General features: G+C 59.9%; 10 protein-coding genes. 5 read left to right on the top strand and 5 right to left on the bottom strand.

Annotation, left to right across the window (positions count from 1 at the left end; genetic code table 11):
- Window positions 1–47: 47 nt before the first annotated feature.
- From ftsZ to ligA, 4 genes are all read left to right on the top strand, one after another.
- A complete protein-coding gene (ftsZ, locus tag R3D51_01845) occupies window positions 48–1,739 on the top strand; it encodes a cell division protein FtsZ (protein ID MEZ5898212.1) in 1,692 nt (563 codons plus the stop codon).
- 287 nt (window positions 1,740–2,026) lie between these two features.
- The gene (gene lpxC / locus R3D51_01840; GenBank protein MEZ5898211.1) at window positions 2,027–2,971 is read left to right on the top strand and encodes a UDP-3-O-acyl-N-acetylglucosamine deacetylase; all 945 of its coding nucleotides are present in this window, start codon (window positions 2,027–2,029) and stop codon (window positions 2,969–2,971) included.
- A gap of 223 nt (window positions 2,972–3,194) precedes the next feature.
- Entirely contained in the window at window positions 3,195–4,073 is an 879-nt protein-coding gene (locus R3D51_01835; protein ID MEZ5898210.1) for an outer membrane protein assembly factor BamD, read from the top strand.
- Window positions 4,074–4,249: 176 nt separating this feature from the next.
- Window positions 4,250–6,352: an NAD-dependent DNA ligase LigA gene (ligA, locus tag R3D51_01830; GenBank protein ID MEZ5898209.1), complete on the top strand. Its 2,103-nt coding sequence runs from the start codon at window positions 4,250–4,252 to the stop codon at window positions 6,350–6,352.
- An 87-nt stretch (window positions 6,353–6,439) separates the two neighbouring features.
- Here ligA and R3D51_01825 read toward each other — a convergent pair whose 3' ends face one another.
- From R3D51_01825 to R3D51_01810, 4 genes are all read right to left on the bottom strand, one after another.
- Window positions 6,440–6,622: a hypothetical protein gene (locus tag R3D51_01825; protein ID MEZ5898208.1), complete on the bottom strand. Its 183-nt coding sequence runs from the start codon at window positions 6,620–6,622 to the stop codon at window positions 6,440–6,442.
- Window positions 6,623–6,717: 95 nt separating this feature from the next.
- Window positions 6,718–8,532 carry an aminopeptidase P family protein gene (locus R3D51_01820; GenBank protein ID MEZ5898207.1) on the bottom strand — a complete coding sequence of 605 codons (1,815 nt, stop codon included), beginning with the start codon at window positions 8,530–8,532 and terminating at the stop codon, window positions 6,718–6,720.
- 33 nt (window positions 8,533–8,565) lie between these two features.
- Window positions 8,566–9,441, bottom strand: a complete 876-nt coding sequence (locus R3D51_01815; protein ID MEZ5898206.1) for a 50S ribosomal protein L11 methyltransferase — start codon at window positions 9,439–9,441, stop codon at window positions 8,566–8,568.
- A gap of 122 nt (window positions 9,442–9,563) precedes the next feature.
- Window positions 9,564–11,048: a TMEM143 family protein gene (locus R3D51_01810; protein MEZ5898205.1), complete on the bottom strand. Its 1,485-nt coding sequence runs from the start codon at window positions 11,046–11,048 to the stop codon at window positions 9,564–9,566.
- A 387-nt stretch (window positions 11,049–11,435) separates the two neighbouring features.
- Here R3D51_01810 and R3D51_01805 point away from each other — a divergent pair, with 387 nt between their 5' ends.
- On the top strand, window positions 11,436–12,833 hold the full coding sequence (locus R3D51_01805) for a hypothetical protein (GenBank protein MEZ5898204.1): 1,398 nt from the start codon (window positions 11,436–11,438) through the stop codon (window positions 12,831–12,833).
- 31 nt (window positions 12,834–12,864) lie between these two features.
- Here the strand turns inward: R3D51_01805 and R3D51_01800 are convergent, their stop codons facing one another.
- On the bottom strand, window positions 12,865–14,127 hold the full coding sequence (locus tag R3D51_01800) for a multidrug effflux MFS transporter (protein ID MEZ5898203.1): 1,263 nt from the start codon (window positions 14,125–14,127) through the stop codon (window positions 12,865–12,867).
- Window positions 14,128–14,230: the final 103 nt, after the last annotated feature.

Here is a 14,230-nt window from a genome sequence, read left to right as displayed (position 1 = left end):
GTTCGACAGGCCGATCAACTCATCAGATGACCCGCGGAGCGGCCGAAATGAGCCTGAAGCTACAACTGCCGAAACTTGTCGACGTGAAGCCACGCCTGACAGTCATTGGCGTGGGCGGCGCCGGTTGCAACGCAGTAAACAACATGATCGCTGCCGGACTGCAGGGGGTCGAATTCGTTGTCGCGAACACCGATGCCCAGGCGCTGGCGGCCTCTAGCGCCGAGCACAGAATTCAGCTTGGTTCGAACCTGACCGAGGGGTTGGGAGCGGGGTCGAAGCCCGAGATCGGCGAAGCCGCCGCGGAAGAAGCTCTCGAAGAGATCCGCACGCACGTTGCAGGCGCGCACATGGTCTTTATCGCGGCAGGCATGGGCGGCGGAACGGGCACGGGAGCTGCCGCGGTGATTGCTCGTGCAGCGCGCGAAATGGGTATCTTGACCGTCGGCATCGTGACAAAGCCGTTCCAGTTCGAAGGTGCGCGCCGCATGCGCATTGCCGAGGTCGGCGTGCAGACGCTGCGCCAGCATGTTGATACCTTGATCGTAATTCCCAACCAGAACCTTTTCAGGATCGCCAATGAACGCACGACGTTTGCGGAAGCCTTCGTGCTCGCAGACCAGGTGCTTTATTCGGGCGTCGCTTGCATCGTCGACCTTGTGCTCAAGGAAGGCCTGATCAATCTCGATTTCGCCGACGTCCGCACCGTTATGAGCGGCATGGGTACAGCGATGATGGGCACGGGCGAGGCGTCGGGTGACCGCCGGGCGATACTTGCCGCCGAAGAAGCCATCGCCAATCCGCTGCTCGATGACGTGACGCTGCGCGGCGCACGCGGACTTTTGTTGTCGATCACGGGCGGTCGCGATCTGACGCTCTACGAGGTCGATGAAGCGGCAAGCCGCGTGCGCGAAGAGGTCGATCCCGAGTGCAACATCATCGTTGGAGCTACGTTTGACGAGAACCTGGGCGAGCGCGTGCGGGTTTCGATCGTGGCCTCGGGCATGGGGCGACTTGGGGCCGAGCAGCCATCTGCTCCGGTGCGCACGAACGCGCAACCGCACCAAACGGTGCAGCAAGGTAGCCCGCGTCCTGCGCCAGTGAACGGCCCGAACTTTGCCGGTTCTGTTGGGATGCCGGTTGGCGCGCCGCCGTTGCCGCCTTCACAATCCCAAGCAGGTGCCGGATTCATGCCGCCAATGCAGTACGCGCCGATGGGGCAGCAAGACATCGAGACAGCACTGCAGAATGTTTACAATTCGCAGAACCAGCCGGCTCGGCCACCGGCCCCACAAGGGCAACCTCGCAACCCTGGACACAGGTCCAGCGAGCAATGGCAGCCCTCCGACGCTGTGACGATCGAGGACGGCTTTAGCCCGTTTCAAAGCCATGCTGGACGCCCTGTCGCGGGTGGTCCGCTGAATACTCAGACGTCGCATGACCAGCCGTCGCCGCCGGTCGCGCAAGGCTTTGAACCCGCTCGACCCGAGGAGATCCGGCGGACGGGCCGTCGGATGCCGACCGTTGAGGATCTGCCCGAAATTGGTCAGCGCGAATGGCATGCCCGTCAATCAGGCAGCGGTGCGGCCTCCCCCACGGGTGAAGATCAGCGTAAGCGTGGGTTGCTCAATCGGCTCACTGGCATGGGTAAGCGACCTGTGCCCTCGCCCGAGCAGGCTCATCAGAGCGAAGTTGGGGGTGATGACTCTCTGCCCGTGTTCTTCGGACGCGAGCGCCGCTAAACAGTGAGTTTGTCACGGCAAAAAAATTGTGAAGCAGGGTTGCTAAAGCGTAACAGAGTGAAAGAAACCGTGATTTGTCCCAAACCAGCGAAGCAGTTAGCGTTAAATTCAACGAGCCGGTTAAAGACCCGGGACCTGAGCTGAAGACCAATAAACTTGGATGGCGCAGACCTCCAAAGCTCTAGGCTCCATATACAATCTTAGGGGACGAAACGGGCTCTGGGGGTGGTCGATCGCACATGCTGGGGAGCAGCGATAGGCCAAGTGGCAACGAGGGACGGCGCAGAATGTCGAATCGGTTCATCGGCGCGCGGCAAACGACGCTTGCTCGCGAGATCCTTTTGACAGGCACGGGGGTGCACAGCGGAGCTCCGGTAACACTGACTTTGCATCCGGCAGAGGCAGATACTGGGCTCCGCTTTCTCGTAACGAAACGGGGCCGCGTCGTCGCGGAGATTCCCGCTAACGTTGCGAATGTCAAAAATCTCACGCTTTGTACGGTCATTGGTGACGAAACTGGGGTCACCGTCGGGACCGTTGAGCATCTTCTTGCCGCGCTTCGCGGTCTGTCGATCGATAACTGCTACATCGAGATCGACAGCAAGGAAGTCCCGATCATGGACGGGAGTTCCGCAGAATTCGTAGAAGCCATTGATCGCGTTGGCATTCGCGAGTTGGCTGAGCCTCGCAAATACATCAAAGTTTTGAAGCCCGTACGGGTTGAAGAGGGTGGCTGCTGGGGGCAGATTGTTCCTCATTCAGGCTTCCGTCTCGACGTTGAAATTGACTTCGAGAGCCCAGTGATCGGCCGTCAGCGCATCGCCTATGAGTTGAGCCCTGGCGTGTTCCGTCACGAACTTTCCCGCGCCCGCACGTTTGGCTTTATGAGTGATGTGGAGAAGCTGTGGAAGATGGGCTTGGCGCTGGGCGCCGACCTCACCAACACTGTCGCCATCGGCGATGGCAAGATCATGAACCGCGAAGGCCTGCGCTATGAGCAGGAGTTCGTTCGTCACAAGATGCTTGACGCGGTTGGCGATCTTTCGCTTGCGGGTGCGCCTCTGCTGGGCGCCTATAGCTCCTATAAGGGCGGCCATCGGTTGAACTCGATGGTTCTTCAGGCTCTTTTCGCAGACGCTTCCAACTGGACATTGGTGCAGGCGCCGAAAACCCGTCAAACTCGTTCACCCGTTTCCGTCGCTGTTCGTCCGGCTGTAGCGGCCGCTGAGTAAGCTCTTTCGCTTGCCGCTCGGGTTGGGCGCACTACTAAAGATCTTCCTGCCGTCGCCGGGCCGAAGTGGTGACACAATTGCCCTCTAGCTGATTGATCTGGGGTAGCCAGATTTCAGTGGGCATATAGTTCAGCGTGTTACGGCACCGTCTTGGGGTGTGCTACTTAGACGGCTGCGCCGGCCATTGGCTGCGCAAGGGGAAAAGGGTCAGGGCACGTCGAATATGAAAATGCGCGTAGGACACGCGACGAAAGTCGCCCGGGTTGGTCGTCTGCTGGGCGTTGCGCTGTGTCTAGGCCTCTCGGTTGCGCTTTCAGGTTGTTCTACCCCTTCCATCGACACGACGCAGGCTCTCAATCCCGACCCGCCGAGCAAGATGTATGCGGACGCGGATGCCCTCATGAATGCAGGGAAGTTCAGCGACGCAGCAGCCAAGTTTGAGATGCTCGATCGCGAGCATCCTTATTCGCCTGAAGCGCGCCGAGCTATCGTGATGGCGGCTTATGCCTATTATCGCGCTGGCAAGACGCCGGAAGCCATTGCGTCGGCTGAGCGTTATGTGGCGCTCCACCCTGGCACTAAAGAAGCACCGCTTGCCCATCATATCATCGCGTCGTCGTACTTCGATGAAATGAAGGCCCCGAACCGCGATCAGCAGACGACACGCAAAGCGCTTGAGCAGCTCAAGATTTTGAAGACGCGCTACCCGGATAGCGAATATTCTCGCGACGCCGATAAACGCATTCGCTTGGCAGAAGACAACCTTGCTGCGAGCGAAATGGAAGTTGGGCGCTACTATCTGAAGCGCCACAACTACGTGGCGGCCATCAATCGGTTCAAGACGGTCGTCAGCGACTATCAGACGACAGCGCACGTCGAAGAGGCGCTCATGCGTCTGACGGAGTGCTACCTGGCGTTGGGCATCACCAAGGAGGCTCAGAACGCCGCCGCTGTGCTGGGGCACAACTTCCCCGACAGCAAATGGTATCGGGACTCCTATGCGTTGCTGAAGTCCGGGGGGTTGACCCCGGAAGGCGACGAAGAATCCTGGATTTCCAAGGTCTGGAAGTCGGTTCCCAGCGTGTCTTTAAGCTCAGGCTGACAAGCAATCACTTTTCATTTCAGATATTGTTAGGAGGCGGCAGATGTTACCTGCCGCGCGTGCCGGTTTGCTCTCTTGATGATAGGGAGCAGACGCCAGCGGGATCGCATCTGAGAATGACCAAGAAGAAAACTTCCAAGCCGTCCGACAAGCATTCGGCTGAAGCTGCTGCCGCCATGCCGGTGGAGGATCTCAACGAGGCTGGAGCGCGCGCCGAACTCGCCAGTCTGGCGTACCTGATCGCCCATCACGATGCCCTCTATTACCGTGAGGACGCGCCCGAGATCTCCGATGCCGAGTACGACGCGCTTCGCGCTCGCAACGACATGTTGGAGGCGCGCTTTCCCCACCTCGTTCGCAGCGACAGTCCCTCACGGCGCGTCGGTGCAAGCCCGGTGGCTGCGTTTGGCAAGGTCGGCCACACGGTGCCCATGCTGTCTCTGGGGAATGCTTTTGCGGACGAGGAAGTCGCCGCGTTCGCCGAGCGCGTTCGCCGATTCTTGAAGCTCGATGTGTCTGACAAACTCGACATCACCGCAGAACCCAAAATCGATGGCTTATCGCTTTCGATCCGTTACGAAGGCGGGGTTCTTGTTCAAGCGGCCACGCGTGGCGACGGGACCGAAGGCGAGAACGTGACCGCCAACGTCAAAACGATCAAGGATATCCCGCACAAGATCCATGGCAAGGATGTGCCCGACGTCATCGATGTGCGCGGCGAGGTCTATTTGGGACATGCCGACTTTGCCGATCTCAATGCGCGTCAGGCCGAGGCTGGCGGCAAGATCTTCGCCAATCCGCGTAACGCGGCCGCTGGTTCTCTGCGCCAGCTTGATCCCGGCGTCACTGCGCAGCGGCCCTTGCGCTTCTTTGCTTATGCGTGGGGCGAAGCCTCGCAGCTACCGGGCGACACGCAAACAGCAGTGGTCGCCGCGTTCAAGCACTGGGGCTTCCCGGTCAATCCGCTCATGCGCACTTGCCGGACGGCCGAAGAGCTGATCGATTACTATCGCGATATGCAGGAGAGGCGCGCCAAGCTCGGCTACGATATCGACGGTGTCGTCTACAAGGTGAACCGGCTCGATTATCAAGAGCGGCTTGGATTTGTCTCGCGCTCGCCGCGCTGGGCAATCGCGCACAAATTTCCTGCCGAGCAAGCAACTACAATCTTGCGCGACATTGAGATTCAGGTCGGCCGCACGGGAGCACTTACCCCCGTTGCGAAGCTTGAACCTGTCACGGTGGGCGGCGTCGTGGTGTCGAACGCCACGTTGCACAACGAGGATGAGATTGCGCGTAAGGACATTCGCGTCGGCGATACGGTCGTCATCCAACGCGCAGGCGACGTCATTCCGCAAGTGGTTTCCGTCGTCATGGAGAAGCGGTCCGAGCGGGCTGAGCCATACGTATTTCCGCACGTCTGTCCGGCATGTGGCAGCCATGCGGTTCGCGATACCGACGAGAAGGGTGAAGCGGACGTGGTGCGCCGGTGCACTGGCGGGCTCATCTGTCCGGCGCAAGCGAAGGAACGGTTGAAACATTTCGTGTCCCGCAACGCCCTCGACATCGAAGGCTTGGGCGAAGAGAAAATCGAGTTGTTCTACGATGAAGGTCTGATCCGTCGTCCGGTCGATATCTTCACGCTGCAAGCGCGCGACGAAAAGAGCAACAATCCTCTTGCGGAGCGCAAGGGGTTTGGCAAGCGGTCGGTGGAAAAGATGTTCGCCGCCATTGAAGCAAGACGGCGCGTGCCTCTGGAAAGATTCATCTTTGCGTTAGGAATTCGTCACGTCGGCGAAACGACGGCCAAGGACCTTGCCCGCGCTTACGGCAGCTGGGATGCGTTGCGGGCAAGCGTCGATGCCGCCATCAGTGGCGGTAAGGATGGCGAGGCGTACGCGGAAATCGACAACATTGAAGGGATCGGCGCAACGGTCGTGGACGCCTTGGTCGATTTCTTTAGCGAAGAGCACAACACCGAAGCACTTGACAAGCTGCTTGAGCAAATTGAGGTCGACCAATTCGAGCGTATGCAGACCACGCACTCACCGGTGACCGGCAAGACCGTTGTCTTTACTGGAACGCTGGTTCGCCTCACGCGCAATGAAGCCAAGGCGCAAGCGGAACGCTTTGGCGCCAAGGTGGCAGGCTCCGTTTCCAAGAAGACGGATTATGTCATTGCAGGCGCGGAAGCGGGCTCCAAGCTGGACAAGGCCCGCGAGTTCGGCGTTACAGTGCTCACTGAAGATGAGTGGCTGGAACTGGTCGGGCAGGGCTGAGGTGTCTCGCCCGCGGCGGGTGTCTTCCATGACGCAATCGCGTGTCATGGAAGATGAAGCTGCGGGAGTTGAAACTCAGTTTTTGCGTCACTCGGTGGTGATGGGATGGCAGACGAGGCGCAACTCGCCATTTTCTTCGATCACTTCGATTCCCGACACGCCTTCAAGTGCTCCCACGAACGCTGATAGTGCGTTTATGGGCTCGATTACGCTGCGCATGGATTGGGGGAAATGCGGGGCGGCGGAAATCTCTGCTGCGATGGTCATCATCAGTTGCTCTCCTTACTGAGCGGGTCCAATGACCAAGATTTAGAGCTTTCTTGTGACGGGAACTGTTCCTTGCGGAACTCCTCACATGCCACGTATCACAGCGGACTTGTGGCCGATTTCAGCCAATTTTTTGTCGCGTTGTCGAGTTCGCCGCTGAGCATTTTGAAGACCGTTCTGTGATACCCGTTGAGCCAATCGCGCTCGCTTTCCGATAGCATGTCGACAACGATGAGGCGCTTATCGATGGGCGCCAAGGTGAGCGTTTCAAAGCCCATCATCTCGCGGTCACCGCCACCACTGATTTTTTCGGCTTCCGTGACGAGCACGACATTCTCGATGCGGATGCCGTAGGCGCCTTCCTTGTAAAAGCCAGGCTCATTTGACAACAGCATTCCGGGCTGGAGTGGAACCATGCCGGCGCGCGATATAGATTGAGGCCCTTCGTGCACGGATAGATAGCTGCCGATGCCATGACCGGTTCCGTGATCGTAGTCCGCACCCATGTCCCACAACGCGCGACGTGCAAAGGGATCCAGATCAATGCCGCGCGTGCCTTTTGGAAAGCGCGCAGTTGCGATCGCGATGTGGCCTTTCAATACAGCGGTAAATCGCTGCTTCATTTCTGCCGTCGGCGCGCCGATGGCGATGGTGCGGGTGATGTCTGTGGTGCCGTCCTCGTACTGTGCGCCGCTATCCAGCAGGAACAATTCGCCCGGCTTCAAGTTGCGGTTGGATGCCTCGCTGACGCGATAGTGCACAATGGCGCCATGAGGGCCGGAGCCTGAAATGGTCGGAAAGCTGATCTCGCGGAGTTTGTTGGTTGCACGGCGGAACTCCTCCAGCTTCTCAACGGCACTGATTTCATCGAGCCGTCCGCTTTGAGCCGCCGTGTCGAGCCAGGCGAGATAGCGAACAATTGCGCCGCCGTCTCGGATGTGAGCGGCGCGTGAACCCGCAATTTCGGCGCTGTTCTTGAGGGCTTTGGGCAGAATGCAAGGATCGGCTCCCTTGACGATCGACTTTGTGCCGAGCGCACGTTCGAGCGCGAAGGCGGCCGTGTCGCTGTCAAGGCGCACTGGTTTTCCGGCAGGCTTCAAGTCACGCAGACGCCGTTGCAGTTCCTTGGGGGCGCGCACTTTGGCAAACGGGGCAAGGTGCGTGCGCACGGCGGCAGTAATTTTGTCGGGTGCAACGAACAGCTCGACTTTTCCGCTTGCTGGAACGATAGCAAATGCGCGGACAACCGGGTTGTGCGCGACGTCCGCGCCTCTGATGTTGAGAAGCCAGCAGATACTGTCGGCAAGCGTCAACACCACTGCGCTTTGTCCAGCTTCCTTGAGCGTCTTTTGAAGGTCAGCGATTTTCTCGGATGCAGCTTGTCCGGCAAGCTGCAGCGGTTGGACAATAACTTCGTTATCAGGCGGTGCGGGGCGGTCCTTGCCCCAAAGCTCATCGACCAGATTTTTTGCAACCGGCTTTAACGTGATGTCGTGGGCATCCAGGGCCGCTTTCAATCTCGCCACTTCGGAGGCCGTGTGCAGCCATGGGTCGAAGCCGACGACGGCGCCTTTGGGAAGTTTGCCGATGAGCCACTCTGAAAGCCGCGGTCTGGGGAGAAGAGCGACCTCGAATAGATCGGTGTCGGTTTCGCTTCGCGCCTGCACGGTGTAGCGCCCGTCGATCATCAAGAGCGCGGCCTTGCGCGTGACCACCGCAAGTCCCGCCGAGCCGGAAAAGCCCGTCAGCCATTTCAGACGTTCCGCGCAAGCTGGCACATATTCGCCTTGGAACTCATCACTGCGCGGGATGAGGAACGCGTCGATCTTGAGCTTATTGAGGAGGCCTCGAAGGGCTTTGACGCGGGCGGCGACGTGCTCGGGCCCGCCTGCGGTTTCAAATGTCTGGAACATGGCCAATCCGGATAAGAGATGCGCGAGTTCAGTCTAGCGCCTGTGCAGGACGAGAGTCGACCAACCCGTAATGCGGTCATGGCTTACGAGCTGAAATCCAGCGGCGCGGTACGCGGCGATCACTTGAGGCGCTTGCGGAATAAGGATGCCAGACAGCACGAGTGTGCCTGCGCGTCGTACCCTGCGTGCGAGTTCCGGCGCGAGGCGGATGAGGGGGCCGGCCAGGATATTCGCGATTACGAGGTCGAACGGCTTGCTCTGCCTGATCCAAACATGACGCACGCCGTTGGCGTGCGTGGCGGTAATTCGTGAATCCTCGCCGTTGATGCGGATGTTTTCGCGCGCGACCTTCACGGATTGCGCATCGAGGTCCGTTGCGATGATGTCGGCATGAGGTAGGGCACGCGCGACAGCAATCGCCAGAACGCCCGAGCCGGTTCCCAAATCGAGTACGGAGTGGAACTCTTCCTGCCGGGTCAGACGGTCGATTGCGAGCAGGCAGCCTAGCGTGGTCGCGTGATGGGCGGTGCCGAATGCTTCGCCCGCATCGATCAGGATTGCATTAGGCCCGCGCGCGACCCGCGCCCGGTCGTGGCTGCCAAATACCGTGAAGCGGCCGGCGATCACAGGCGGCAGAGCGGCTTGTGACATGGCAACCCAATTGAGATCGGGCACGGCATCCGAGACAAACGCAGGCAGGGTCGCGGCGACGTAGGGCGTCAGCTCGTTAGCGAGGTCGCGCCCGTCCAGCCCATCGTTGAAGTAGGCTTCGAGCCGCCACGAGGCGGGGCCGTTCTCGAAGACAGTAAGAGCGTCCGGCGCGGGTTCGAGAAAATCCTGCAGGGCAGCGGCCGTCTGCATGGCAAGGTCGCGGTCCGTGAAGTCTGCGGTGACTTTTTCGAGCGCCATCGGGCGGGGCATCCTGACAGGTTGAAGGAGAGCTTTGATGGCATCTCCATCGCAAGCTCAACCGTTTCCCGTCAAGGGTTTGCGGCATTCCGCCTGCGGTTCGGGGCTGGCGGCCCTGACGATCAGGAAATTTTGATCGGTGCCTCGCCGCCGTATTCGTAGCCTTCGACGCTGATCGGGTCTGGCAGATAGTCCAGGAACAGGTCCCACTTGTCGTCTATGTGCTTGGCTGCCGTGGTCGGGTCTAGCGTGTGCAACGTCCCGTCTTCGTCCTCGCGCACGATTTCATCGCGGACAAGACGGTCAAGTGCGTCTTCCAGATCGAAATCGACGGTCACGCCGAAGGTGCGCTGCAGATACTGCTCGATAGCCGCGTCGATTGCCGGCAGATCGGCGCGGTTCGCCTTCTCCTTGGCTAGCACCGAGTAGAGCAGCATCTCTTCCTTGATGTCTTCCTCGGCCGCCCGGGCGGCGATCTTCAGGATCACGCCCTTATTGTCGGCCATGGCATGGAAGTAGAGGTTCTGTGCCATCACCACCATGTAACGCTGCTTCTGGTTCAAGAAGCCCATCGCCTGACGGAACGCCACCGCTCCAAGACCCGCGATGGCACCGGCTGCCGCAATCGGATTGGTCGTCAAGAGCGCAAGTTTGCCCGCCGCGCCAACCGCGCCCATGCCGAGGCCTGCGCCGGAGGACACACCAAGCCGAAGTTTGTCGAGCAGCCTGAAGCGAACCTGCGTGTTGGGAAACACCATCTCAAGATCGGTGCGCGGGATGTTTTTGAAGAGCTTCAGATAGATGTTTGAGTCTTTGAGTCCCGGCGGCAGCGCGGAGCGGTTTTTCTTCACCTTGCGTTCGGCGGCCTGACGGTCGAGCCCGGTTCGCATGTATTCTTCAACGCGCACGTCGAACGGCTTGAGCTTGAACAGAATGAACAGCCGCTGGAAGATCGGAACGTCGAACTCTTCCTTGCGCATAAAACGTTTATAGCTGCGCTTTTCATGCTTGGTGTTGGACGCGCCGCGATAATAGATGACGATCTCGTCGAATGCGTCCATGTCGACGAAGAGATCGAGGCCGTAGTGGCTCTCGCGTGTCAGAATGATCTGCACGTCGGTCGGATCGATGCGCTCGTAGTTGGCGCGGATGAGCAACGCTTCCACGCTCTTGACGACGCGATCCTGCAAGGCTGCCTTCTCGCCGTCGGTGAATTGGCGCGTCATCAACAGGTCGCTGTCCGGCGAGAATGGCTCGTAGAGCTGTTCGATCTCCAGAAGCTCGGAATTGTATTGCTGTTGGCGCCAGTAATCGAGGTAGCGGAAGAAGCGGCGCGCATCCGTCGCTTGTCCGGGCGGCCAGGCCAGCGGCTGGCTCAAGCGTTCGAACAACGCGAAGCGCGTGACGGGAATGAACTTCTCACGCTTGCGAATCGAGTCGTGCGCGATGACGCGCGAGTCGTCCGTCGAGGAGTTGGCGCTGGTGGACTGTTGCGGCTGCGGCGCCCGTTCGGCTTCTCGGCGTCTGCGCTTGTGCGCGCCGGTCAGAAGATCGATGAGTCCCGGCGTACCCTCGGGCTCGGACGCTCGAATATCGGCCGCAGTCATACGCTCTTATCCTCCCAACGCCTTGGCGGAACGTCGAGATCCGCCTACCCGCAATTTATGGCAGCCGCGTGAGCCCCCAACTCTTTTCGGCGGTCCCCTTCTACCGCGTCCGCCAGTCTTACGGTGCCTGGATTGTCATTGTCGAGCCTAAGGCATTCATCCATCGACAATTTACCGCATTGGCTGTGGCGTCAAAGTGGCAACCCGGCGCTTGCTGACGGCAAGGTTCCCGGCGCGGACCGATACGGAAGCATCCCCTAGATGCACGACTTTCGCAGCGCAAAAGCGCAAAACCCGTTCATAACCTTGTGGATGGTCTTTCTGATGCCTGAGTGAGTGCGGCGTTGTCGTGGTCTACTAGTCGGCAAACCTTCGAGGGAGGGGACGGTGAGGCCAGGCGTTGGAAAGATCGAAGTAGCCCCCGAGACGGGCGAGCGTTTTGCAGCGGCAATGATTTTGCATTGGGCGGCGTTGGTCGCTGGTGCATTGTTGATGCAGATGATGTGGGCGCAGCACGCCCATTCGGACGAACTCGAAATGCCGTATGCGTGTAGCGTCGAGGCCGGTCAGGTCCAGCTCACGCCATCTCCTAAGGCACTGACATATCCGATTGTGGGCAAACATGAAGAGACCGCGTTCTCTGATTGTCACGGGGCTGGGTCGCAGGCCGCGTGCACCACGGCCATGGTTCACCGCTTCCAAATGTCTTGCGGTGGCGTGGATGTTTCGTGGGCGCAGGTTGCCGCCGCTGCGCGATACCTCGGTGTTAAACTGCCAAGAGGGATGCCGAACGGCTTTGCGCCTATCGGCGCATTGAATGCTCGGCTCGTATTTCCTGCCCTTGCGCGCTTCTCACCTCATAAGGAGCGTGTGGTCCGCGAGACGCTGAGTGCGGACAGCGTAGTGGAACACGCGGCACAAAGATCCAACAAGGGTTCGCCCGCACCCACCGCTGATGGATCCTGGCAACCGACGATTACCGCTGAGATGCGAAATGAGCCATCCAGCGACGCTCTGCGACTGGGCAAAGTCGCGGGTGGCCTGCTCGCTTTTCTGTTCGCGGTCGGCTTCGTCGTCGCGCGGCGTAATCTCGCCGAGCAACTGGCTTCTCGTGCCGAAGCGCTTTCTGCGTCTCTGCCACACACGTTGCGCACCTGCGCGATGCAATTTTTGAAAGGCTCATGGTTGGCTGTCGCGAACCGTGTGTCCGTGCGTTCCAAGCCCGCTGCATCGCAGGCCGACCGCACGGCGTTGATGAATGCTTTGGCGATGGCAACGGCGCGGTTGGCGGAGGCAGAGCTTCAGGTCGGGTCGCTGCCGCGCGCGTTACTGCTGCGCGATGTCCTGCAGACGGAACTCGACCAGTTGCGGGCGCGCGTCGACGAGATCGGCCGTTCGTTCGATCAGCGGCCAATGCAGAAATCGGCAGCGCAGGTCCGCAGCGTGTTGCGCGAGCTGGAGCGCATTTCGCGGATATCTCAAGGTGCAGCGCAAGACACATCCGCACGTGGAGACATCGGCGGTACGCAATCGGCAGGAGCTACGGCGTTCCACGCGCGGACGGGCATCCGTATGCCTCAAAGCGTGCAGGAAGCCTATCAAACGCTGGGCATCAACGCTGAGGCGGCGCCCAATGTTGCAAAAAAGCTCGTGGATGCGCTCCGCATGAGCTGGCATCCGGATTTCGCCCGCGATGATGAAGATCGTCGTGTGCGCGAGGCCCGCATGAAGCAGATCAACGCAGCGTGGGATTTGATCAAGAACCGCCGGGAGGCGGCTGCCTAATTGGCCGCTGAAACGACGGTCTGGTTCCCGACTATGGACGGTTGCGGCCGAACAGACCGGCAGATCCTTCGAACGCGAAGACGACGATGCTTGTCAACACGCTGCAGCCGGCAAATCCAAGCGCCAGCGGCAAAACGCTCCCATCGAAAGCACTACCGATAATGCTGCCCGCGCTTGCGCCAATCGCTGTGCTCAGCGAGCCGATGACGGACGAAGCCATGCCTGCGTTGTTACCCTGCTGCTCCATGGCCAGCGCGTTGAAGTTGGGCGCGATGAGCCCGAAGCAAAAGAATGCCGACGCCACCAGAACGCAAAACACGCCGAGAGAAGCGAGTCCGGCATTGGACGCCATCGCCAACGCGAGCGAAACCGAAATGAACGCTGCAAGAGCGGTATGAGAAACCCGGCGCATACCAAGTCGCTCGACGAGATTGGCGTTCACGAACGAGGCGATGGCCATGACCGATGCGACAGCTCCGAACAGTATCGGGAAGTGATCTCCGACGTCGAACACCTCCGTGAAGACCTGCTGCGAACTTGCTACGTAGGCCAGAAGGCAACCGAACATCAGACCGCTCGCAATGCCGTAAGACATGGTCTGGCGGTCGAGCACGGCGGTCTTGAAAGATGCAAGCAGCGTTGGCGCGGCGGTATGCTGGGTAATCTGTCGGGCGGTTTCTGGAAGACGAAAGCCCGCCCAGATCGCGACCGCGGCGCCCATGAACAACAGCGCGTCGAACGTCAGCCTCCAGTCGCCCAGATGCATGAGCCCTTGTCCGATCGAGGGTGCGAGCACTGGAATGAGTATGAATATCATCATGGCGAGTGACATGACGCGGGCCATGTGACGGCCGCTGTAGATGTCGCGCACGACCGCGATGGCGACGACGCGCGGAGATGCGGCGCCAAGACCTTGCAAAAGGCGCGCGGTCAGAAGCATCGAGAACGATTGAGACAGCAACGCAAGGCAGGAGCCGACAATGAACAGTGCCAACCCGCCGAGCAGCACAGGTTTGCGCCCCAGCCTGTCGGACAGCGGCCCATAGATGAGCTGGCCGACCGAGAACCCGACCATGTAGAGGATGATCACTTGCTGGCGATCGTTTTCGGCAGTCACGCCGAGTGCAGATCCTATCTGCGGTAGTGCCGGCAACATGATGTCGATCGAAAGTGCGGTGAGCGCCATCAGGGCTGCGGTCAGCGCTACGAATTCGATGAATGAGATCTTAAGAGTGGGACTGGGACGGAGGGAGGTTGCGTCTTTCACCACGCCGGTCTGTTGGGGGCTGGGCATTTTATTCTCTTGTTTTGGGGAGGCGTGACCTGGGTCGCGCCAATCACGGAACGCCCTTGGGCGCGGGTGGTTCCATCAATTGATCGAGCCGACTATTCGGTAT

Source organism: Hyphomicrobiaceae bacterium (assembly GCA_041397645.1).
Classification (GTDB): Bacteria; Pseudomonadota; Alphaproteobacteria; order Rhizobiales; family Hyphomicrobiaceae; genus Hyphomicrobium_B.
The sequence above is the reverse complement of the archived record's forward strand: the minus strand, read 5'-3'. Positions and strand labels throughout refer to the sequence as shown.

What these genes read in the sequence shown, in the direction of transcription:
- R3D51_01810 (MEZ5898205.1), bottom strand. Translation starts at nt 11,048, where the DNA reads ATGACTGCGGCCGATATTCGAGCGTCCGAGCCCGAGGGTACGCCGGGA.
- R3D51_01820 (MEZ5898207.1), bottom strand. Translation starts at nt 8,532, where the DNA reads ATGTTCCAGACATTTGAAACCGCAGGCGGGCCCGAGCACGTCGCCGCC.
- R3D51_01835 (MEZ5898210.1), top strand. Translation starts at nt 3,195, where the DNA reads ATGAAAATGCGCGTAGGACACGCGACGAAAGTCGCCCGGGTTGGTCGT.
- ftsZ (MEZ5898212.1), top strand. Translation starts at nt 48, where the DNA reads ATGAGCCTGAAGCTACAACTGCCGAAACTTGTCGACGTGAAGCCACGC.
- ligA (MEZ5898209.1), top strand. Translation starts at nt 4,250, where the DNA reads ATGCCGGTGGAGGATCTCAACGAGGCTGGAGCGCGCGCCGAACTCGCC.
- R3D51_01800 (MEZ5898203.1), bottom strand. Translation starts at nt 14,127, where the DNA reads ATGCCCAGCCCCCAACAGACCGGCGTGGTGAAAGACGCAACCTCCCTC.
- lpxC (MEZ5898211.1), top strand. Translation starts at nt 2,027, where the DNA reads ATGTCGAATCGGTTCATCGGCGCGCGGCAAACGACGCTTGCTCGCGAG.
- R3D51_01825 (MEZ5898208.1), bottom strand. Translation starts at nt 6,622, where the DNA reads ATGATGACCATCGCAGCAGAGATTTCCGCCGCCCCGCATTTCCCCCAA.
- R3D51_01815 (MEZ5898206.1), bottom strand. Translation starts at nt 9,441, where the DNA reads ATGGCGCTCGAAAAAGTCACCGCAGACTTCACGGACCGCGACCTTGCC.